The sequence below is a fragment of the Sphingomonas ginsenosidivorax genome (assembly GCF_007995065.1).
Classification (GTDB): domain Bacteria; phylum Pseudomonadota; class Alphaproteobacteria; order Sphingomonadales; family Sphingomonadaceae; genus Sphingomonas; species Sphingomonas ginsenosidivorax.
In genome coordinates, this window is the sequence record NZ_VOQR01000001.1 from 280,992 (window position 1) to 302,077 (window position 21,086).

Sequence of the window (21,086 nt, forward strand, 5' to 3'; positions counted from 1 at the left end):
GCTGCGATGGCACTAGAAACCCACACCCGCTCGGCCGAAGGCGACTGGACGATCGCACAGGACTGGTCGCACTACACGGCCGAAGAGCATGCGACCTGGGACACGCTGTTCGCGCGTCAGGCGAAACTGCTGCCCGGGCGCGCGTCGAACGCGTGGCTGCGCGGGCTCGACGTGCTGAAACTGTCCAAGCCCGGCATCCCCGATTTCGAGGAACTGTCCGAACGGCTGATGAAGCTGACCGGCTGGCAGGTCGTCGCGGTCCCGGGTCTCGTCCCCGACGACGTGTTCTTCGACCATATGGCCAATCGCCGCTTCGTCGCGGGCAATTTCATCCGCCGGCCCGACCAGCTCGACTATCTGCAGGAGCCCGACGTCTTCCACGACGTGTTCGGGCACGTCCCGATGCTCGCCGACCCGGTGTTCGCGGATTATCTCGAAGCCTATGGCCGCGGCGGACAGCGCGCGCTGGGGCTCGATGCGCTCAAATATCTCGGGCGCCTCTACTGGTACACCGTCGAGTTCGGGCTGATCGCGGAGCCCGAGGGCCTGCGCATCTACGGCTCGGGGATCGTGTCGAGCTATGCCGAAAGCCGCTTCGCGCTCGACGATCCGAGCCCCAACCGGATCATGCTCGACCTCGCCCGCGTAATGCGCACCGAGTACCGGATCGACGATTTCCAGCAGAATTATTTTGTGATCCCGAGCTTCGACGAACTGCTGCGCCTGACGGTCGAGACCGATTTCGCACCGCTGTACGAGGAGTTGAAAGCGCTGCCGGATATTCCGGTCGCGCAGATCGAGCCGGACGATGTGGTGCTGACCAAGGGCACGCAGGACTATGCCTCGGCAAAAATAAACGCCTAACCGCTCACCACCCCGGCGAAGGCCGGGGCCCAGTTGGGGGACTTTCGTGACGGCGGACCGCCCTCCGTTACGCCGACCTTCCCAACTGGGCCCCGGCCTCCGCCGGGGTGGGGCGTGGCGGTGGCAGCGTCAGATATCCAAGGCCCAGCCGTCGCGCCCCTTGGGATCGAACGGGCCGTCCGCGACGAACCGCACGTCGCCTGCGCGCAGGCGCAGGACGCTCCAGTCTCCGCGGCGATCGACCGCCTCGATCGCGCAGCCGCACGCCGCATAGGCCGCGACCACCGCCTCGCGCTGCGTTTCCAGCAGCCCGGCGAGCACGATCGTCGCACCGGTATCGGCGATCGACGCGATTTCCGGCGCCATCGATACCAGCGGCCCCGCGAGGATGTTGGCGATCACCAGATCATAGGGCGCGCGCGCGACGATCGCATCGTCGAGCGTCCCGTCGGCGACGACCAGATCGATCCCGGGCACAGCGTTGAGCGCCGCATTCTCGCGCGTCACCTCGATCGACACCGGATCGATATCCGTCGCCATGACCGCCGCCTCGGGCCAGAGATGCGCGGCGGCGAAGGCGAGCAGGCCGGTGCCGGTGCCGATATCGATCACGTGCGCGAACCTTGCGTCCGACAGGCCGTCGAGCATCGCCAGGCACCCGCTGGTCGTCTCGTGATGCCCGGTCCCGAACGCACGGCTCGCCGCGATGTGGAAGGCGCGCGTGCCCTCGGGTGCGACTGCCTCGCCGGTGTGGACGTAGAAGCGCCCGACATGGAGCGGCTCCAGCCCCGCCTGGCTCATCGTCACCCAGTCCGCATCGCCCAGCCGTTCGACGACGACGTCCGCGCCCGTCGCACTCGGCACCAGCGCGCGGATGGCGGCGACCGTCTCCGCGCCGGGTTCCGCCTCGAAATACGCATCGAGCCGCCAATGCTCGCGGTCGTCCTCGATCTCCTCGGTGGTCATCAGCACCGCGTCGATCGTCATCTCGGCCGCATCGATCGCCTCGGCCTCGGCGCGGGTGCAGGGGAGGGTGAGTTTCCAACTGTCGGTCATTCAAATCATCCGTTCGTGCTGAGCGCAGTCGAAGCATGGTGCCGCGCGCTGCCCTTCGACTGCGCTCAGGGCGAACGGCCGGGCAATGTCAGCGGACATAGCTTGCTCCGTTCACGTCGATCACCGCGCCGGTCATCGAGGCCGGCGCTTCCAGCGCGCAGTAGCGCGCCACCGACGCGACTTCGGCGGGGTCCGCGACCTTGCCGAGCGGGATGTCTGCCAGCAGCGCGTCGCCGCCGCGGCTTTCGAGATAGTCCTCGGCCATGCCCGTCATCGTGAAGCCGGGGCACACCGCGAACGCGAGGATCCCCTGCCGGGCATAGCCGCGGGCGATCGTCTTGGTCATCGCTACCATCCCCGCCTTCGACGCGGCGTAATGCCAGTGCGCGGGCGAATCGCCGCGATACGCCGCACGGCTGGCGATGTTGACGATCCGCCCGCCGCCCTTCCATCCCGAGGCCGCGCGCGCCTGCCAGTGCAGCACGGCAAGCCGGCAGAGCTCGGCGCTCGCGGTCAGGTTGATCCGCATCGTCCGGTCCCAGTTCGCGGTCCAGTCGTCGGCCTCGAGCGGGCTTGCCTCGAACACGCCGGCATTGTTGACGAGCACGTCGATCGTGCCGCCGGCCTGTTCGAGCGCCGCGTCCCACAGCGCGCGCGGGGCGGCAGGGTCGGCGAAGTCGGCGGGGATCCCGCTGGCGGTACCGTGGCCGATGACGGTCGCGCCGGCATCGCCCAGAGCCTGATGAATCGCCGCGCCGATGCCGCGGCTAGAGCCGGTGAGGAGAATGGTCATGGGGGCGCTGTAGCGGGGTGGGAAGGGTCCGTCACCAACGAGACGCCCCCGTCCCCAGCCCCCTTCGTCACCCCAGCCCCTTCGTCACCCCAGCCCCTTCGTCACCCCAGCCCCTTTCGTCACCCCAGCGAAGGCTGGGGTCTTTCCGGGGAGGGCACCCGGCCCGAACTGGGAGATGCCAGCCTGCGCTGGCATGACGGAAGGGGCGGGGCCGGGGGCGGTACAAGGCGCGAGGGCCGAGGCGCCGCCTACCCCACGCTCGCCGAGAAGCCGTCCGCCGCGGTCTTCAGTACGCCGAGCTGGTCGTCGACCTCGCCGAAATCCTGCCCCAGCCGCTCGATCTCGCTCGCCACCGCCTCGGTATCGCTGCGGATCGTCGCGATCGTGACCGACATCGAATCGGCGGCGAGCGCGGTTTCGTCGACCGCGGCGGTGATCGCGGCGACGGTCTGCGCCTGCACTTCCATCGCATGACGGATATGCTGCGCCGATTGCTGGACCTCGCCGACGGTCGCCTTGATCCCGGCATTGGTCGCGACCGTACCGCGCGTCGCCTGCTGGATCGCGGCGATCTTGGCGGCGATGTCGTCGGTCGCTCGCGCGGTCTGGTTGGCAAGGCTCTTAACTTCCTGCGCCACCACCGCGAAGCCGCGTCCCGCATCGCCGGCGCGCGCGGCCTCGATCGTCGCGTTGAGCGCGAGCAGATTGGTCTGCCCGGCGATGTCGCGGATCAGCCCCAGGATCGATTCGATCGAATGCGCGTGATCCGAGAGCGCCTCCGACATCTCGACCGCATCGCTCGCTTGCGTGCTCGCTCGTGTCGCGATTTCGGCCGCCGCCTCGACCTCGGTGCGGGCATCCTCGATCGCGCGGATCAGCCCGGTCGCGGTCTGCGCCGCTTCGCGCATCGCCACCGCCGACTGCTCGGCCGCCGCCGCGACTTCGCTTGCCTTGCCCAGCATGCCGCGCGCGGACGACGACGCGCCGGCCGCCTGCACGCGGATCCGCGTGCCGAGCGCGGCGGTATCGCCGATCGAGGTCGCGATGCGCTCGCGAAACTCGGCCGCGCGCTGGCCACGTTCGGAGCGCGCCGCGGTCGCGTCGACTTCGCCCAGATGCGATGCCATCACGTCCGCCTCGATCAGCGACAGCCGCAGCACGACGTCGCACAGTCCGCGCACCCGTGGATCGCCTTCGCCCAGCCGTTCGCCGATCAGCGCCATCGTCGTGCTGTGCGCATAGGCGAGCGACGCCAGCAGCGCAGGCAAGGGCACGCCCGATGCCTTGCACAGATCGGCATGCATGATCGCGCCGTCGCGCCACGCCTCGTCATAGGAGGCGCGATAGCGGGCGCGCGCATAGTCGGCGCTGCGCGCGATGCCCTTTGCGCGCGCGCTGGGCGACATCTTGGCCGCCAGATGCGCGGTCGTGTCGAGCGACAGATAATGCGTCCAGAACATCGTCGAGATGCGGGTATAGTCCGCCGGCGTCAGCAGCGCGTCGATCTCGGCCGAGCCCGCGCGGATCCGGCCGTCCCAGTCATAGTCGCGGACGTGGTCGGCGAACGCACGATCCTCGCCGCTCCACGTCTTCAGTGCGGTTGCCATACATCCCCTCCCGAGGGTCTCACGCAGCGACCTTGGCGATGAAGTCGCCGGCGCTGTTCTTGAGGTTGCTCAACCGGCTGTCGAGCACGTCGAAGCCGGCACCGACCCCGTCGATCTCGCTCGCGACCGTCTCGGTGTCGCTGCGGATCGCGGCGATCGTGGTCGACATCGAATCGGCGGCGAGCGCGGTCTCGTCGACGGCCGCGGTGATCGCGGTGACGGTCTGTGCCTGCGCCTCCATCGCATAGCGGATGCGGTCGGCGCTTTCCTGCACCTCGGCGACGGTCGCCTTGATGCTGGCATTGGTATCGACGGTCGAGCGCGTCGCCGACTGGATCGCGGCGATCTTGGCGGCGATGTCGTCGGTGGCGCGCGCGGTCTGGTTGGCGAGGCTCTTCACTTCCTGCGCCACCACCGCGAAGCCGCGGCCGGCGTCGCCGGCGCGCGCGGCCTCGATCGTCGCGTTGAGCGCGAGGAGGTTGGTCTGCCCGGCGATGTCGCGAATCAGCCCGAGGATCGATTCGATCGATTTCGCGTGATCGCTGAGCGTCTCCGACATGCCGACCGCCTGGCTGGCCTGCGCGGAGGCGCGGGTGGCGATCTCGGCGGCGGCCTCGACCTCGGTGCGCGCATCCTCAATCGCGCGGATCAGTCCGGCGGCGGTCTGCGCTGCCTCGCGCATCGCCACGGCGGATTGTTCGGCGGCGGCGGCGACTTCGCTCGCTTTGCCCAGCACCGCGCGCGTCGACGCCGAACTGCGCACCGCCTGCTCGCGCAACACATGGCCTTCGTCGGTGGCGGTCTCGACCATCATCGCGATGCCGTCGCGGAATTCGGCGGCCAGCGTGTCGCGCTGCCCCTGCGCGGCGTGCGCGCGGTAGGAATTGTAGATCGCGACGGTGATCTCGCCCTCTAGCGCGGACAGTCGCATCAATGTGTCGATGAACATCGGCAGCTGTTCGTCCGCGCGGTCGATCCGGCGCATCAGCACGTCGAGCGCGGCGCGGTCGCTGGCGCTGATCATCGACAGCAGCGCCATCGGCGACACCTCGGCGGCGTAGGCGGCGGCGACCGACCGTTCGATCGATTCGATCCACGCGCGACCGCTCGTCTCGAGGAAGCGGTTGCGCAGGAAGGTGCAGCCGACCTCGATCATCCGCTCGGTCTCGTGCGGGGCCCAGATCCGTTCGTCGGAGAAGCAGCGCAGCCACTGTTCCCAATAGGCGCGCGAGACGTGCGTGATCTCGGGCGCCAGCGCCGCCCACACGCCGCGGCTGGCGGTGGTCAGCGTGCCGTCGAAGTCGAAGACGCGCAGGCGCGCGGTGAGGTCGATGGACGCGGCGATCGATCCGGGAGCCGGAAGGTCGGTGGTGGTCAAGACGGTACACTCCGCGTCGCAGGAAGATCGTGGATCGGACGTAAGCGCCAATGGTTAAGCGCTGGTTAGAATTACGGTGCGGCTGTTTCGCGAACGGACCGGTCCTGTGCGCGGGGCCAGCCGTGCGCGGGATGGGTTGCATCGCAGCACGCTCGGTCTAATAGGTCGCCAAACCCATTCGAGGACTTCGCCCTTGGCATCCCGCAATCCCGCCCGCCCGCTGTCTCCCCATCTGCAGGTCTATAAATGGGGCCCGCACATGCTGGTCTCGATCCTGCACCGCGCGACGGGCAGCGGCATGGCCACCGTCGGCACCGGCCTGCTCGTCTGGTGGCTCGCCGCGATCGCCGGCGGCGCCGAGAGCTATGCGACGTTTCGCGACGTGTTCACCACCGACACCGGCGCGCTGAACATCCTCGGCTACGTCATCGGCATCGGCCTGACGCTGTCGCTGTTCCAGCACATGATGACGGGCATCCGCCACTTCGTGCTCGACACCGGCGCCGGCTACGAACTGAGGCGCAACAAGACGGGTGCGCTGGCGACGATGGTCGCATCGGTCGCGCTGACGATCGTGTTCTGGCTCTATCTGGGGATCAACTAATGGGTACCGGCACCCCCCTCGGCCGCGTTCGCGGGCTCGGCAGCAGCAAGGAAGGCGCACACCATTGGTGGCACCAGCGCCTGACCGCGGCCGCCAACATCCTGCTGATGCTGTGGCTGATGATCTCGGTCGCGCGGATGCCCGGCTATGACTACGCCGCGGTCCGCCTCTGGCTGCAATCGGCCTGGGTCGCGGTGCCGATGATCCTGCTGGTCGTCTCGGTCTTCTATCATTTCCGCCTGGGTCTCCAGGTCGTGATCGAGGACTACCAGCATGACGAGACCCGCGTCGTGTGGATGATCGTCCTCAACCTCTTCACGTTCGTGACCGCCGGCATCGCGCTCTTCGCGATTCTCAAGGTCGCCTTCACCGGAGCCCCCGCATAATGTCGGCCTCGTACAAGATCATCGATCATACCTATGACGCCGTCGTCGTCGGTGCCGGCGGCTCGGGCCTGCGCGCCACGATGGGCATCGCCGAGAGCGGCCTGAAGACCGCGTGCATCACCAAGGTGTTCCCGACCCGGTCGCACACCGTCGCCGCGCAGGGCGGCATCGCCGCGTCGCTCGGCAACAACTCGCCGGATCACTGGACCTGGCACATGTTCGACACCGTCAAGGGGTCGGACTGGCTCGGCGACCAGGACGCGATCGAGTATCTGTGCCGCGAGGCGCCGCAGGCGGTGTACGAGCTGGAACATGCCGGCATGCCGTTCAGCCGTAACGAGAACGGCACGATCTATCAGCGTCCGTTCGGCGGCCACATGCAGAACATGGGCGAGGGGCCCCCGGTACAGCGCACCGCCGCTGCCGCCGATCGCACCGGCCACGCGATGCTCCACGCGCTGTACCAGCAGAGCCTTAAGTACAACACGGACTTCTTCGTCGAATATTTCGCGCTCGACCTGATCATGGAAGACGGCGTCTGCCGCGGCGTGATCGCGCTGTGCATGGAAGACGGCTCGATCCACCGCTTCCGCAGCCACCAGACCGTGCTCGCCACCGGCGGCTATGGCCGCGTCTATTTCTCGGCGACCTCGGCGCACACCTGCACCGGCGACGGCAACGCGATGGTGCTCCGCGCCGGCCTGCCGCTGCAGGACATGGAGTTCGTCCAGTTCCACCCGACCGGCATCTACGGCGCGGGCGTTCTCATCACCGAGGGCGCACGCGGTGAAGGCGGGTATCTGACCAATTCCGAGGGCGAGCGCTTCATGGAGCGCTATGCCCCGTCGGCGAAGGACCTCGCGTCGCGCGACGTCGTCAGCCGCTCGATGGCGCTCGAGATGCGCGAAGGCCGCGGCGTCGGCAAGAACGGCGACCACATCTTCCTGCACCTCGATCACATCGATCCCAAGGTGCTCGCCGAGCGCCTGCCCGGCATCACCGAGACCGGCAAGGTGTTCGCGGGCGTCGACCTGACGCGCCAGCCGCTGCCGGTGACGCCGACCGTCCACTACAACATGGGCGGCATCCCGACCAACTTCCACGGCGAGGTCGTCAACCTCGTCGACGGCAACCCCGACACGGTCGTGCCCGGCCTGTTCGCGGTCGGCGAAGCGGCGTGCGTCTCGGTGCACGGCGCCAACCGCCTGGGCTCGAACAGCCTGATCGATCTGGTCGTGTTCGGTCGTGCCACGGGTCTGCGGATCCGGGACATCCAGAAGCCCGGCCAGAGCCACGCGCCGCTGCCCAAGGGATCGGAAGAGCTGTCGCTCTCGCGCCTCGACCATTTCCGCAATGCCGACGGTGGCTCGACCACCGCACAGATCCGGCTCGAGATGCAGCAGACGATGCAGAAGCATTGCGCCGTGTTCCGCGACACCGAACTGCTCAACCAGGGCGTCGAGAAGATGGCGACGATCTATCACCGGATGACCGACATCAAGGTGAAGGATCGCAGCATGATCTGGAACACCGATCTGGTCGAGACGCTCGAGCTCGACAACCTGATCGGCCAGGCCGTGGTGACGATGAACTCGGCGGCCAACCGCACCGAGTCGCGCGGTGCGCACATGCACGAGGATTTCCCCGAGCGTGACGATGCGAACTGGATGAAGCACACCATCACCACCTTCAACGGGTGGGGCGGCAAGGGCGGCGAGACCAAGATCGATTACCGCCCGGTCCACGACTACACGCTCACCGACGACGTCGACTACATCAAGCCCAAGAAGCGCGTCTATTGAGCCCTTGGGCGATCATCGCGGTCGGGTTCCTGGTCCCGATCGTGTTGGGCGTGCCGACTCGCCTCCAGCCTCTGTTGCTCGGCTTCGGCTGGGCCCTGCTGGTGGCGATCGGCGCGGTCATCTACGTGAATGTGCATCCGCTGGCGGCGGACGACCCCAATGCCGCGCTGGCAATCCCGTTCGCGGCACTGTTCTCGCTGGCGGGCGGGGTGCCCGGCGGGGTGCTGGGATGGATCATCAAGCGGCGGTTGGCTGGGCGCACGTAATCTACTCCCCCACCCCGGCGAAGGCCGGGGCCCAATTGGGGGACTCGCGTGACGACGGACAGCGCTCTGTTACTACCAACTTCCCATTTGGGCCCCGGCCTTCGCCGGGGTGGTAGTGAGAGTGAAGGCGGAACTCCCACCGCGCCGAACGGTTACGCGCCGCATGACCGACACCTCACCCCAGTCCAACGCCCGCAACTATCCGTTGCTCGCCAGCCCGCACATCCAGCTCCATGGTCCGGTGGACGACGCGATGTACGAGAATTTCAGGACGCAGCTCGTGAACGCGCCCGTCGATGGCCCGCTGGTGCTGTCGATCACGACCCTCGGCGGCGACCCGGAAATAGCGCGCGCGATGGGCGACAATATCCGCTTGCTGCGGGAGTATACCGACCGCGAGACGCTGTTCCTCGGCAAGGTCGCGGTCTATTCGGCGGGCGCGACGCTGATGTCGGCATTCCCCGTGCACAGCCGCTTCCTGACCAAGCACACCCGGCTGATGATCCACGAACGCTCGATGCAGAGCACGATCGAGCTCAACGGCCCGCTCAACACGCTGTCCTATACGTTGCGCGCGAAACTCAACGAGATCGAGGATTCGATCCGGATCCAGGACGAGGGCTTTCGCGACATCGTCGCCGGATCGAAGGTCGCGTTCGAGGATCTGAAGGAGCGCGCGCCCAACAACTGGTACATCGAGGCCGAGGAGGCGCTGTCGCTCGGGCTTGTCCTCGACGTGATTTGACACCAGCTATGTCGCACCGCAGCGACACGGGGTTTGCGGACCACCTGCCTGTCATGTATCGGCACCCGTAACCGATCACTTCACCTACGGACGGACCGCGCGCAATGGCCGAATTTTCGCTCCCGAAGAACAGCGTCGTCAAGAAGGGCGTCAGCTACGCCCCGACCAATCCGGGCGCGAACGGCAAACGGCTCAAATCGTTCAAGGTCTATCGCTACGATCCCGACAGCGGCGAGAACCCGCGCTACGACACGTTCGCGCTCGACCTCGACGACACCGGCCCGATGGTGCTCGACGCGCTGATCAAGATGAAGAGCGAGCAGGATTCGTCGCTCACCTTCCGCCGGTCGTGCCGCGAAGGCATTTGCGGCTCGTGCTCGATGAACATCAACGGCAAGAACGGGCTCGCCTGCACCACCGCGATCGAGGACTGCAAGGGCGAGGTCCAGATCACGCCGCTGCCGCACATGGACGTGATCAAGGACCTGGTCCCCGACTTCACGCACTTCTACGCGCAGTACAGCTCGATCAAGCCATGGCTGCAGACCGTCACGCCGCCGCCCTCGGGCAAGGAACGGCTGCAGAGCCCCAAGGAGCGCGAGAAGCTCGACGGGCTGTACGAGTGCATCCTGTGCGCCTGCTGCTCGACCAGCTGCCCGTCCTATTGGTGGAACAGCGACAAGTTCCTGGGCCCCGCGATCCTCTTGCAAGCCTATCGCTGGCTCGCCGACAGCCGCGACGAGATGACCGGCGAGCGTCTCGATGAGCTCGAGGATCCGTTCCGTCTCTATCGCTGCCACACGATCATGAACTGCGCGAACGCCTGCCCCAAGGGCCTGAACCCCGCCAAGGCGATCGCCGAGATCAAGAAGATGGAAGCCGAACGGATCGTCTGATCCTTGCTGGGGGAGACGGGTCTCCCTCACGCCGTTCGTCCCGGGTAGCCGTCGAGCGTGTCGAGATGGCGTATCGAAGGACAGGTACCTCGATACGAGCCCTCGGCCTCGCTCGGTCTCTACTCGGCACGAACGGACATCATGACCGAAAAGCCCCATTTCATCGACGCCGAGTCCGCCGCGCACCCCGGCTGGCGCAGCTGGGCGTTGTCCGATCCGACCCGGTTCAACACGCTGCTCGGACCCATGCTCTACCGCGTCGATGCCGACATGGTCCGGGTCCGCATCACGCCCGAGCATCGCCATTCCAACCTGCAGGACAACGTCCATGGTGGCGCGCTGCTGGGGTTCATCGACGTCGCACTGTTCGCCGCGGCGCGTGGCTTCGGCGTGATCGAGACGGGCACCGCGGTGACGCTCGACCTCAACACGCAGTTCATAGCGGCGGGGCGGATCGGCGAGCCGATCGAGGCGCAGGTGGAACTGCTCAAGGAGACGGGCCGCCTGCTGTTCCTGCGGGGACTGGTGGTGCAGGGGACCGCGAAGATCGCGGCGTTTTCGGGCACGATCCGGAAGCCATCGAAAAGCTGAACTCTTACGTTCCCCGGCGCAGGCCGGGGCCCAGTTGGGAAACGACCATTGTCTAGCGTTGCGCGCCGTTACATCGACCTTTCCAGCCGGGCCCCGGCCTGCGCCGGGGAACCGCAGTGACCGTCCTCGCCGCCTATGACGCCCTGGTCGCGTCGGGCGAACTGCGCCCCGACCCCGAACAGGCCGCCGCCGCGGCGCGGCTCGATACGCTCGCGACCCAGCTCGCCACGCCCCGGTCCACCGGCTTCTTCGCGCGCTTCAGCAAGCAGCCGGACCCTCGCGGCGTGTATCTCTGGGGTGGCGTCGGCCGCGGCAAGTCGATGCTGATGGACCTGTTCTTCGCCAACGTCGCGGTGGAGAAGAAACGCCGCGTCCATTTCGGCGAGTTCATGCTCGAGGTTCACGCGCGCATCGCCGCCGAACGCCGCAAGGAAGTCGGCGACCCGATCGCGCCGGTCGCAGCGGCGATCGCCGACGAAACGCGCCTGCTCGCGTTCGACGAGATGATGGTCACCAACAGCCCCGACGCGATGATCCTGTCGCGGCTGTTCACGTCGCTGCTGGAAGCGGGGATGACGATCGTGACCACCTCGAATCGTCCGCCGTCGGACCTCTACAGGAACGGGCTCAACCGCGAGCATTTCCTGCCGTTCATCGCGACGATCGAGCGCCAGCTCGACGTCCTGCCGCTGAACGGGCCGGTCGACTATCGCCGCGACCGCCTCGGCAGCCAGGACACCTGGCTCGTGCCTAACGGCGCGGAGGTGACCGCGCAGCTGTCGGGGGCGTTCTTCCGCCTGACCGACTTCTCGCCCGACGACAGCGCGCACGTCCCCGCCGAGGAGCTCGTCGTCCAGGGGCGCACGCTACGCGTGCCGAAGAGCCTGAAGGGTGTCGCCGTGTTCAGCTTCAAGAAGCTCTGCGGCGAAGCACGAGGCGTGGCCGACTATCTCGCGATCGCGCGGAAATTCCACACGATCATCCTGGTCGGCATCCCCAAGCTGGGGCCGGAGAACCGCAACGAGGCGGCGCGGTTCGTCGCGCTGATCGACGCGCTCTACGAGCACAAGGTCAAGCTGCTCGCCGCGGCGGACGCACAGCCGGGCGACCTCTACGAAGCCGGCGACGGTCGGTTCGAGTTCGACCGGACGATCAGCCGCCTAGAGGAAATGCGCTCGGAGGACTATCTGGCCGAGGGGCATCTCTAGCCCGTCGCTGTGCGGGACGCGGCAGCGCCGCCTTATTGCACATGCGAACCAGTCGCAACAGCACGGTGGCTTTACCGCTTTAGCGGTTGCCGTAAGCGCAGAATGCGCGTAGGCGGCGTGGCCAATCACCCCGTAGACGGAGACGGATTGAATGGCTCGCAAGAAGATCGCGCTGATCGGCGCCGGTAACATCGGCGGGACGCTCGCGCACCTCGCGGCGCTCAAGGGGCTGGGCGACATCGTCCTGTTCGACGTTGCCGAGGGCGTGCCCCAGGGCAAGGCGCTCGATTTGTCGCAGTGCGGCCCGGTCGAAGGGTTCGATTCCACGATCACCGGCTCGAACGACTATGCCGACATCGCCGGTGCGGACGTCATCATCGTCACCGCCGGTGTCGCCCGCAAGCCGGGCATGAGCCGCGACGACCTGCTCGGCATCAACCTGAAGGTCATGAAGGCCGTCGGCGAGGGCATCAAGGCCAACGCACCCGACGCATTCGTGATCTGCATCACCAACCCGCTCGACGCGATGGTCTGGGCGCTGCGTGAATTCTCGGGCCTGCCGCACCACATGGTCGTCGGCATGGCCGGCGTGCTCGACTCGGCGCGCTTCAGCCACTTCCTCGCCGACGAGTTCAACGTATCGGTCAAGGACGTCACCAGCTTCGTGCTCGGCGGCCATGGCGACACGATGGTCCCGGTCATCAGCTACTCGACCGTGTCGGGCATCCCGGTTCCCGATCTCATCGCGATGGGCATGTCTACGCAGGAGAAGATCGACGCGATCGTCAAGCGCACGCGCGGCGGCGGCGGCGAGATCGTCGCGCTGCTGAAGACCGGCTCGGCCTATTACGCGCCTGCCACCAGCGGCATCGCGATGGCCGAGGCGTATCTCTACGACCAGAAGCGCGTCCTGCCGGCGGCGGCGTACGTCTCGGGTGAGTACGGCCTCGACGATCTCTACGTCGGCGTCCCCGTCGTGATCGGTGCCGGTGGCGTCGAGAAGATCGTCGAGATCAAGCTCGACGACGAAGCCAAGGGCAACCTCCAGGTCTCGGTCGACGCGGTCAAGGAGCTGATCGTGGCGTGCAAGGGGATCGATGGTTCGCTGAACTGATGTGGGCGAAGCTGTTCCCCGGCGAAGGCCGGGGCCCAGTTGGGAGAACCCCGGATGGAAAAGCCCGGCTTCGTCTACATCATGGCAAGCGGGCGTAACGGTACGATCTACATCGGCGTCACCAGTGGTCTCGCTAAGCGAGTATGGGAACACCGCAATGGCGTCGTCCCGGGGTTCACGAAGAAATACGGGTGTCATGATCTCGTCTGGTTCGAGGCGCATGACACGATCGAAGCCGCCCGGCAGCGCGAGCTGCGGATGAAGGAATGGAAACGGGACTGGAAGGTGAAAGAGATCGAGTGGATGAACCCGAACTGGGATGATCTGTTCGATACGCTGACGCCAGACTGATCCGCCTTCCCAACTGGGCCCCGGCCTCCGCCGGGGAACGAGAGAGAGAAAACTAGATGAGCATCCTCGTCGACAAGAACACCAAAGTCATCACGCAAGGCATGACCGGCAAGACCGGCACCTTCCACACCAAGGCGGCGCTCGATTACGGCACGCAGATGGTCGGCGGCGTGACGCCCGGCAAGGGCGGCACGATGCACGAGGAGCTGGGCCTGCCCAACTTCAACACCGTCGCCGAAGCCAAGGCGAAGACCGGCGCGACCGCATCCGTCATCTACGTGCCGCCCCCCTTCGCGGCGGATTCGATCCTCGAGGCGATCGACGCGCAGATCGAGCTGATCGTCGCGATCACCGAGGGCATTCCCGTGCTCGACATGGTCCGCGTGAAGCGCGCGCTGTCGGGCAGCAAGTCGCGCCTGATCGGCCCGAACTGCCCCGGCGTGCTGACGCCCGGCGAGTGCAAGATCGGCATCATGCCCGGTTCGATCTTCAAGAAGGGGTCCGTCGGCGTCGTCAGCCGCTCGGGCACGCTCACCTATGAGGCGGTGTTCCAGACCTCGAACGCGGGCCTTGGCCAGACGACCGCGGTCGGCATCGGTGGCGACCCGGTCAACGGCACGAACTTTATCGACGTGCTCGAGCTGTTCCTCGCGGACGACGAGACCAAGTCGATCATCATGATCGGCGAGATCGGCGGCGACGCCGAGGAGCAGGCCGCGCAGTTCCTGATCGACGAGGCCAAGCGTGGCCGCAAGAAGCCGATGGCCGGCTTCATCGCGGGCCGCACCGCACCTCCGGGCCGTCGCATGGGCCATGCCGGCGCGATCGTGTCGGGCGGCAAGGGCGACGCCGAGAGCAAGATCGCGGCGATGGAAGCGGCCGGCATCAAGGTCTCGGAAAGCCCGAGCCTGCTCGGCGAGACGCTGTTGTCGGTGCTGAACAAGTGATGTGACGTCATTCCGGGCTTGTCCCGGGATCCAGGGCCGCAAGCGCGCCGCCCGTAACCCTGGATCCCGGGACGAGCCCGGGATGACGAAGACTTAGCGGCTGGGACGAGTGACATGGGCTACGAAGGCCAGGATTTCAGCGATATCGCCGCCGGCGTCAGCCCGGCCTTCGTCGAGACGTTGTACGTCAAGTACAATGCCGACCCCGCCTCGGTCGACGCCGGTTGGCGGACCTTCTTCGAGGGCCTCGAGACCGCGCAGAACCCGAGCTGGGAAAGCGCGCGCTGGCCGCTGACCACGACCGACGACCTCACGTCCGCGCTCGATCCGACGCAGATGGAGCCCGCGCCCAAGCCGGCCAAGGGCGGCAAGCCTGCCCCCGCCGCGGCGGCCGCCCCTGCGGTCAGCCAGGCCGACATCATCAAGGCAGCCGGCGACGCGATCCGCGCGCAGCTGCTGATACGCACGTATCGGGTCAGAGGTCACCTCGCCGCCAACCTCGATCCGCTCGGCCTGTCCAAGCGCGAGATGCCCGAGGACCTGCGCACCGAATATCACGGCTTCACCGACGCCGACATCGATCGCCCGGTCTATCTGGGCGGCACGATGGGCATGGAATGGGCGACCATCCGCGAGCTCGTCGACACGCTCCGCAAGAATTATTGCGGCAATGTCGGCCTCGAATACATGCACATCACCGATGTCGAGGAGCGCCGCTTCCTGCAGGAGCGGATGGAAGGCCAGGACAAGGCGATCGAGTTCACCACCGACGGCAAGAAGGCGATCCTCAACAAGGTCGTCGAAGCCGAGCAGTGGGAGAAGTTCCTCGGCAAGAAGTATGTCGGCACCAAGCGCTTCGGGCTCGACGGCGGCGAATCGATGATCCCCGCGCTCGAGAGCGTGATCAAATATGGCGGCCAGATGGGCGTCCGCGAGATCGTCATCGGCATGGCGCATCGCGGCCGTCTGAACGTGCTCGCCAACGTGATGGCCAAGCCGCTCCGCGTCATCTTCCATGAATTCTCGGGCGGCTCGGCCAACCCCGAGGACGTCGGTGGCTCGGGCGACGTGAAGTATCACCTCGGCACCAGCACCGACCGCGAGTTCGACGGCCACAAGGTGCATATGAGCCTGGTCGCCAACCCGTCGCACCTCGAGGCCGCCGACCCCGTCGTGCTCGGCAAGACGCGCGCGATCCAGACGCTCAACAACGACCTGACCGATCATACCGCCTCGCTGCCCGTGCTGATCCACGGCGACGCGGCGTTCGCGGGGCAGGGCATCGTCTGGGAGTGCCTCGGCTTCTCAGGGATTCGCGGCTACAATACCGGCGGTTGCGTCCACTTCATCATCAACAACCAGGTCGGCTTCACGACCAGCCCGCAGTTCGCGCGCTCGTCGCCCTATCCGTCGGACGTCGCGAAGGGCGTCCAGGCGCCGGTCTTCCACGTCAACGGCGACGATCCCGAGGCGGTGACCTTCGCCACCAAGATGGCGATGGAATTCCGCCAGAAGTTCCACCGCGACATCGTGATCGACATGTGGTGCTATCGCCGCTTCGGCCACAACGAGGGCGACGAGCCGTCGTTCACGCAGCCGCTGATGTACGACATCATCCGCAAGCACCCCGGCGTGTCGAAGGTCTACGGCGACCGTCTCGTCAAGGAAGGCGTCGTCGACCAGGCCTGGATCGACGAGAGCATCAAGGAGCTCAACGTCCGCCTCGAGAGCGAGTTCGAGGCGGGTGCCTCGTACAAGCCCAACAAGGCGGACTGGTTCGGCGGTCGCTGGACCGGGCTCAGCGCGCCCAAGGCGGATGCGGACGTGCGTCGCAACGTCGAGACCGGGCTTTCGGCCAAGCTGTTCGACTCGCTCGGTCGCACGCTGACGACCGTTCCCGACAGCGTGAAGATCCACAAGACGCTGGCGCGCGTGATCGACGCCAAGCGCGAGATGTTCAACTCGGGGCGCGGCTTCGACTGGGCGACGGGCGAAGCGCTCGCGTTCGGCGGCCTGCTGTCCGAAGGCTATGGCGTCCGCCTCTCGGGCCAGGATTCGGGTCGCGGCACCTTCTCGCAGCGCCACGCCGTCTGGGTCGACCAGACCGACGAGCACAAGTATGTGCCGCTGCAGGAGATCGAGCACGGCAATTTCGAAGTGCTCGACAGCCCCTTGAGCGAATATGGCGTGCTCGGGTTCGAGTATGGCTATGCGCTCGCCGACCCCAAGACGCTCGTCCTGTGGGAGGCGCAGTTCGGCGACTTCGTCAACGGCGCGCAGATCATGATCGACCAGTTCATCACGTCCGGCGAATCGAAGTGGCTCCGCGCCAACGGCCTCGTGATGCTGCTGCCGCACGGCTATGAAGGGCAGGGGCCGGAGCACAGCTCGGCACGTCCCGAGCGCTTCCTGCAGTCCTGTGCGGACGACAATATCCAGGTCGCGAACTGCACCAGCCCGGCGAACTATTTCCACCTGCTGCGCCGGCAGATGCACCGCAACTTCCGTAAACCCCTGATCGTGATGACGCCCAAGTCGCTGCTGCGTCACAAGCTCGCGGTGTCGAACGCCGAAGACTTCCAGGGCGGCAGCCACTTCCGTCGCCTGTTGTCGGACACCAATCCGGCGGCGGATGCGGACACGAAGCGGCTCGTGCTGTGCACTGGCAAGGTCGCCTACGACCTGATCGAGGCACGCGATGCGGCTGGCGATACCGACACGCAGATCGTCCGCGTCGAGCAGCTCTATCCCTTCCCGGGCGACGCCATCGCCGCCCGTGTCGCGAAGATGCCGAACCTCGAGGAGATCGTCTGGGCGCAGGAAGAGCCGAAGAACAACGGCTACTGGTTCTTCGTCGAGCCGTTGATCGAGGAGGCACTGGCAACGGTGAACAGCCCGGTGAAGCGCGCGCGCTATGCTGGCCGCAACGCCTCGGCCTCGCCCGCGACCGGCCTGATGAAGCGTCACCAGGCCGAGCAGGGGGCGCTTGTCGCCGATGCGCTCGGCCACAGCGTCCGCGACGAAATCCGCCGCACGCGCGCCTCGTAATCAAGGCCACCCTCACTGTTCCCCGGCGAAGGCCGGGGCCCAGTTGGGGGAGGCCAGTCGCTAAGAAATGACCTTTCCCACCTGGGCCCCGGCCTTCGCCGGGGAACGATAGGAAGATAGAAAATGGCAACCGAAGTCACCGTCCCCGTCCTGGGTGAATCGATCACCGAAGCCACCCTCGGCGAATGGCTGAAGCAGCCCGGCGAGGCCGTCGCGGTCGACGAGCCGATCGCTAGCCTCGAGACCGACAAGGTCTCGGTCGAGGTCCCGTCGCCGGTCGCCGGCGTCATGGGCCAGCACGCCGTCGCGGTCGGCGACACGGTCCAGGTCGGCGCGATGCTGGCCACGATCGATGCCGGCGATGGTGCCGCTGCAGCCCCCGCGGCTGCCGCTCCGGCTCCCGCACCCGCGCCCGCTGCCGCCCCCGCGGGCGGTGAAGGCGGCGCCGGCTATGGCGACCAGCCGGGTACCTCGGCCAGCGACGCACCGGCTGCCGGCGACTCGCCTGCTGCGCTCTCGCCGTCGGTCCGCCGCGCGGTGCTGGAGCACGGCGTCGACCCCTCGACCGTCAAGGGTACCGGCCGCGACGGCCGCATCACCAAGGAAGACGTGACCGCCGCGGCGAGCTCGAAGCCTGCCGCCGCACCGGCCGCGGCCCCCGCCGCCGCCGCAGCGCCTGCCGCCGCCTCGGGCCGTCCGGAAGAGCGCGTCCGCATGACGCGCCTGCGCCAGACGATCGCCAAGCGCCTCAAGGAAGCGCAGAACACCGCCGCGATGCTGACGACGTTCAACGACGTCGACATGACCGCGGTGATCGAGGCGCGCGCCAAGTACAAGGACCTGTTCGAGAAGAAGCACGGCGTCCGCCTCGGCTTCATGGGCTTCTTCGTGAAGGCCGCGACGATGGCGCTGAAGGACATTCCGAGCGTCAACGCCTCGATCGAGGGCGACGACATCGTTTATCACAACTATGCCGACATTTCGGTCGCGGTGTCGTCGCCGGGCGGCCTGGTCGTTCCCGTGATCCGCGACGCGCAGGACCTGACCGTCGCCGGCATCGAGAAGACGATCGGCGACTTCGGCAAGCGCGCCAAGGACGGCACGCTCAAGATGGACGAGATGAAGGGCGGCACCTTCACCATCTCGAACGGCGGCGTGTTCGGCTCGCTGATGTCGACCCCGATCATCAACCCGCCGCAGTCGGCGGTGCTGGGCCTCCACCGCATCGAGGAACGCCCGGTCGTCCGCGACGGCCAGGTCGTCGTCCGCCCGATGATGTACCTCGCGCTCAGCTACGACCACCGCCTGATCGACGGCCGCGAAGCCGTGACGTTCCTCGTCGCGCTGAAAAATGCTATCGAGGACCCGACGCGGATTCTCATCGACCTGTGAGGTAGCAATGGACTGGCGCGACCACATTCATTCGGATCCCGGCATTATGGGCGGTAAACCTGTCTTCCGGGGTACGCGCTACACCGTGGAGCGCGTCTTGAAGTTGGTCGGCGCGGGATGGTCCTATGACCAGATTGCAGAGGAATATCCGGGGGTGTTGTCTGAACACCTCCGCGCCGCCGCGTTGTTTGCCGCGGATCTCATGCACGACGAAAGCTATGTTGCGATTGGTAGGGCGCGCGCCGCTTGAGACTGATGTGCGATGCGAACATTGGTAGCCGCATCGCGCACGTTTTGAGTGCAGTCGGTCACGACGTGGCACGCGCGTCCGTCGTTTTGCCTGACGCCAAGGACGATGTCATTCTTGCCTATGCGGTCGCCGAAGATCGCTTTCTGATCACGTGCGATCGCGATTTCGGAGAACTGGTTTTCCTGAAGCAAGCGACCGCACCGCCCGGTATCATCTATGTCCGGTTCGAGCCGGATAACGTCGAAGAGATTCTCCCGCGGTTGTTGCCGCTCCTCGAATTCGAGGCGTGCAATGGCCATATGACCGTTGTCGGGACGAAGCGTGATCGCTCCGTTCCCCTTCCAGTGAAGAGCAGATACCATGGCTGACTATGACTATGACGTCCTCGTAATCGGTGCGGGACCCGGCGGTTACGTCGCGGCGATCCGCGCCGCGCAGCTCGGGCTGCGGACCGCCTGCGCCGAGTCGCGCGAGACGCTGGGGGGCACCTGCCTCAACGTCGGCTGCATCCCGTCCAAGGCGCTGCTGCACGCATCTGAGATCTACGAGGAGGCCAAGGGCGGTCACCTCACCAAGTTCGGGATCGATTTCCAGGGCGTCACGCTCAACCTCGACCAGATGCACGCCGAGAAGGCCAAGGCCGTCAAGGAACTGACCGGCGGCGTGGAGTTCCTGTTCAAGAAGAACAAGGTGACCTGGCTGAAGGGCAAGGCCGCGTTCCAGGACGCGCACACGGTCGACGTGAACGGCCAGAAGGTCACCGCGAAGAACATCGTCATCGCCACCGGCTCGAGCGTCATGCCGCTCCCCGGCGTCGAGGTCGACCAGAAGACTGTCGTCGACTCGACCGGCGCGCTCGCGCTTCCCAAGGTGCCCGAGCACATGGTCGTCATCGGCGGTGGCGTGATCGGGCTCGAGCTCGGCAGCGTCTGGCGCCGCCTCGGCGCGAAGGTGACCGTGGTGGAGTTCGTCGACCAGATCCTCCCCGGCTTCGACGGCGAAGTCCGTCGCGAGACCGCCAAGCTGTTCAAGAAGCAGGGCATGGAGCTAAAGCTCTCGACCAAGGTCACGGGCGTGACCGTCGAGAACGGCCTCGCCACCGTCACCGTCGAGCCCGCCGCGGGTGGCGCGGCCGAGACGCTGACCGCCGACGCGGTGCTCGTCTCGATCGGCCGCAAGGCGAACGTCGACGGCCTCAACCTCGACGCCATCGGCCTCGAGCTCAACAAGCGTGGCCAGATCGAGACCGATCACAGCTTCAAGACCAAGGTCGACGGCGTGTGGGCGATCGGCGACGCGATTCCCGGCCTGATGCTCGCGCACAAGGCCGAGGACGAGGGCGTCGCGGTGGCAGAGAACATCGCCGGCCAGACCGGGATCGTCAACGAGGACGTCATCCCGTCCGTCGTCTACACGATGCCCGAGATCGCCGGCGTCGGGCTGACCGAGGAAGCCGCCAAGGAGAAGGGCGAGATCAAGGTCGGCAAGTTCCCGTTCGCCGCGAACAGCCGCGCCAAGACCAACCGCGACACCGACGGCTTCGTGAAGGTCATCGCCGATGCCAAGACCGATCGTGTCCTCGGCGTCTGGATCGTGTCGAGCCTCGCGGGCACGCTGATCGCCGAAGCCGCCATCGCGATGGAGTTCGGCGCGACCAGCGAGGACATCGCCTATACCTGCCACGCGCATCCCACGCATGCCGAGGCGCTCAAGGAAGCGGCGATGGCCGTACAGGGCAAGCCGATCCACATCTGATGCCCGTCGCCCTTGGCCCGGTCCCTGACAGGG

21 protein-coding genes are annotated in these 21,086 nt (G+C 66.7%); 17 read left to right on the top strand and 4 right to left on the bottom strand.

Annotated features, from left to right (window positions below):
* Positions 1–6: 6 nt before the first annotated feature.
* Positions 7–864, top strand: a complete 858-nt coding sequence (gene phhA / locus FSB78_RS01250; protein ID WP_147079271.1) for a phenylalanine 4-monooxygenase — start codon at positions 7–9, stop codon at positions 862–864.
* Positions 865–993: 129 nt separating this feature from the next.
* Here the strand turns inward: phhA and FSB78_RS01255 are convergent, their stop codons facing one another.
* From FSB78_RS01255 to FSB78_RS01270, 4 genes are all read right to left on the bottom strand, one after another.
* Complete coding sequence (locus tag FSB78_RS01255) at positions 994–1,920, bottom strand: 50S ribosomal protein L11 methyltransferase (RefSeq protein WP_147079274.1); 927 nt, start codon at positions 1,918–1,920, stop codon at positions 994–996.
* A gap of 88 nt (positions 1,921–2,008) precedes the next feature.
* Complete coding sequence (locus FSB78_RS01260) at positions 2,009–2,713, bottom strand: SDR family NAD(P)-dependent oxidoreductase (protein WP_147079276.1); 705 nt, start codon at positions 2,711–2,713, stop codon at positions 2,009–2,011.
* Between the two features lie 248 nt (positions 2,714–2,961).
* Positions 2,962–4,320, bottom strand: coding sequence for a methyl-accepting chemotaxis protein (locus FSB78_RS01265; RefSeq protein WP_147079278.1), 1,359 nt, complete (start codon positions 4,318–4,320; stop codon positions 2,962–2,964).
* A 19-nt stretch (positions 4,321–4,339) separates the two neighbouring features.
* Positions 4,340–5,698 carry a methyl-accepting chemotaxis protein gene (locus FSB78_RS01270; protein WP_147079280.1) on the bottom strand — a complete coding sequence of 453 codons (1,359 nt, stop codon included), beginning with the start codon at positions 5,696–5,698 and terminating at the stop codon, positions 4,340–4,342.
* 193 nt (positions 5,699–5,891) lie between these two features.
* Here FSB78_RS01270 and sdhC point away from each other — a divergent pair, with 193 nt between their 5' ends.
* The 16 genes from sdhC to lpdA all read left to right on the top strand — a co-directional run bounded on the left by sdhC (position 5,892) and on the right by lpdA (position 21,053).
* Positions 5,892–6,302: a succinate dehydrogenase, cytochrome b556 subunit gene (sdhC, locus tag FSB78_RS01275; RefSeq protein WP_147079283.1), complete on the top strand. Its 411-nt coding sequence runs from the start codon at positions 5,892–5,894 to the stop codon at positions 6,300–6,302.
* Positions 6,302–6,688 carry a succinate dehydrogenase, hydrophobic membrane anchor protein gene (gene sdhD, locus FSB78_RS01280; protein ID WP_147079285.1) on the top strand — a complete coding sequence of 129 codons (387 nt, stop codon included), beginning with the start codon at positions 6,302–6,304 and terminating at the stop codon, positions 6,686–6,688. The genes sdhC and sdhD overlap by 1 nt, the downstream gene beginning before the upstream one ends.
* Positions 6,688–8,490, top strand: coding sequence for a succinate dehydrogenase flavoprotein subunit (gene sdhA, locus FSB78_RS01285; RefSeq protein ID WP_147079287.1), 1,803 nt, complete (start codon positions 6,688–6,690; stop codon positions 8,488–8,490). Before sdhD ends, sdhA begins: the two co-directional genes overlap by 1 nt.
* Positions 8,487–8,756, top strand: coding sequence for a hypothetical protein (locus FSB78_RS01290; RefSeq protein WP_158637941.1), 270 nt, complete (start codon positions 8,487–8,489; stop codon positions 8,754–8,756). The genes sdhA and FSB78_RS01290 overlap by 4 nt, the downstream gene beginning before the upstream one ends.
* 163 nt (positions 8,757–8,919) lie before the next feature.
* On the top strand, positions 8,920–9,501 hold the full coding sequence (locus FSB78_RS01295) for a ClpP family protease (RefSeq protein WP_147079291.1): 582 nt from the start codon (positions 8,920–8,922) through the stop codon (positions 9,499–9,501).
* A 104-nt stretch (positions 9,502–9,605) separates the two neighbouring features.
* Positions 9,606–10,397: a succinate dehydrogenase iron-sulfur subunit gene (locus FSB78_RS01300; protein ID WP_147079293.1), complete on the top strand. Its 792-nt coding sequence runs from the start codon at positions 9,606–9,608 to the stop codon at positions 10,395–10,397.
* 141 nt (positions 10,398–10,538) lie between these two features.
* Entirely contained in the window at positions 10,539–10,988 is a 450-nt protein-coding gene (locus tag FSB78_RS01305; RefSeq protein ID WP_147079295.1) for a PaaI family thioesterase, read from the top strand.
* Positions 10,989–11,104: 116 nt separating this feature from the next.
* On the top strand, positions 11,105–12,196 hold the full coding sequence (gene zapE, locus FSB78_RS01310; protein WP_147079297.1) for a cell division protein ZapE: 1,092 nt from the start codon (positions 11,105–11,107) through the stop codon (positions 12,194–12,196).
* Between the two features lie 151 nt (positions 12,197–12,347).
* Positions 12,348–13,310, top strand: coding sequence for a malate dehydrogenase (mdh, locus tag FSB78_RS01315; protein WP_147079299.1), 963 nt, complete (start codon positions 12,348–12,350; stop codon positions 13,308–13,310).
* Positions 13,311–13,364: 54 nt separating this feature from the next.
* Positions 13,365–13,661, top strand: coding sequence for a GIY-YIG nuclease family protein (locus FSB78_RS01320; RefSeq protein WP_147079301.1), 297 nt, complete (start codon positions 13,365–13,367; stop codon positions 13,659–13,661).
* Between the two features lie 56 nt (positions 13,662–13,717).
* The gene (sucD, locus tag FSB78_RS01325; RefSeq protein WP_147079303.1) at positions 13,718–14,608 is read left to right on the top strand and encodes a succinate--CoA ligase subunit alpha; all 891 of its coding nucleotides are present in this window, start codon (positions 13,718–13,720) and stop codon (positions 14,606–14,608) included.
* Positions 14,609–14,722: 114 nt separating this feature from the next.
* Positions 14,723–17,656: a 2-oxoglutarate dehydrogenase E1 component gene (locus FSB78_RS01330; RefSeq protein WP_147079305.1), complete on the top strand. Its 2,934-nt coding sequence runs from the start codon at positions 14,723–14,725 to the stop codon at positions 17,654–17,656.
* 123 nt (positions 17,657–17,779) lie between these two features.
* The gene (gene odhB, locus FSB78_RS01335; protein ID WP_147079307.1) at positions 17,780–19,048 is read left to right on the top strand and encodes a 2-oxoglutarate dehydrogenase complex dihydrolipoyllysine-residue succinyltransferase; all 1,269 of its coding nucleotides are present in this window, start codon (positions 17,780–17,782) and stop codon (positions 19,046–19,048) included.
* A 7-nt stretch (positions 19,049–19,055) separates the two neighbouring features.
* Entirely contained in the window at positions 19,056–19,298 is a 243-nt protein-coding gene (locus tag FSB78_RS01340; protein WP_147079310.1) for a DUF433 domain-containing protein, read from the top strand.
* Between the two features lie 5 nt (positions 19,299–19,303).
* The gene (locus tag FSB78_RS01345; protein ID WP_158637942.1) at positions 19,304–19,666 is read left to right on the top strand and encodes a DUF5615 family PIN-like protein; all 363 of its coding nucleotides are present in this window, start codon (positions 19,304–19,306) and stop codon (positions 19,664–19,666) included.
* The gene (gene lpdA, locus FSB78_RS01350; RefSeq protein ID WP_147079314.1) at positions 19,659–21,053 is read left to right on the top strand and encodes a dihydrolipoyl dehydrogenase; all 1,395 of its coding nucleotides are present in this window, start codon (positions 19,659–19,661) and stop codon (positions 21,051–21,053) included. The genes FSB78_RS01345 and lpdA overlap by 8 nt, the downstream gene beginning before the upstream one ends.
* Positions 21,054–21,086 lie beyond the last annotated feature (33 nt).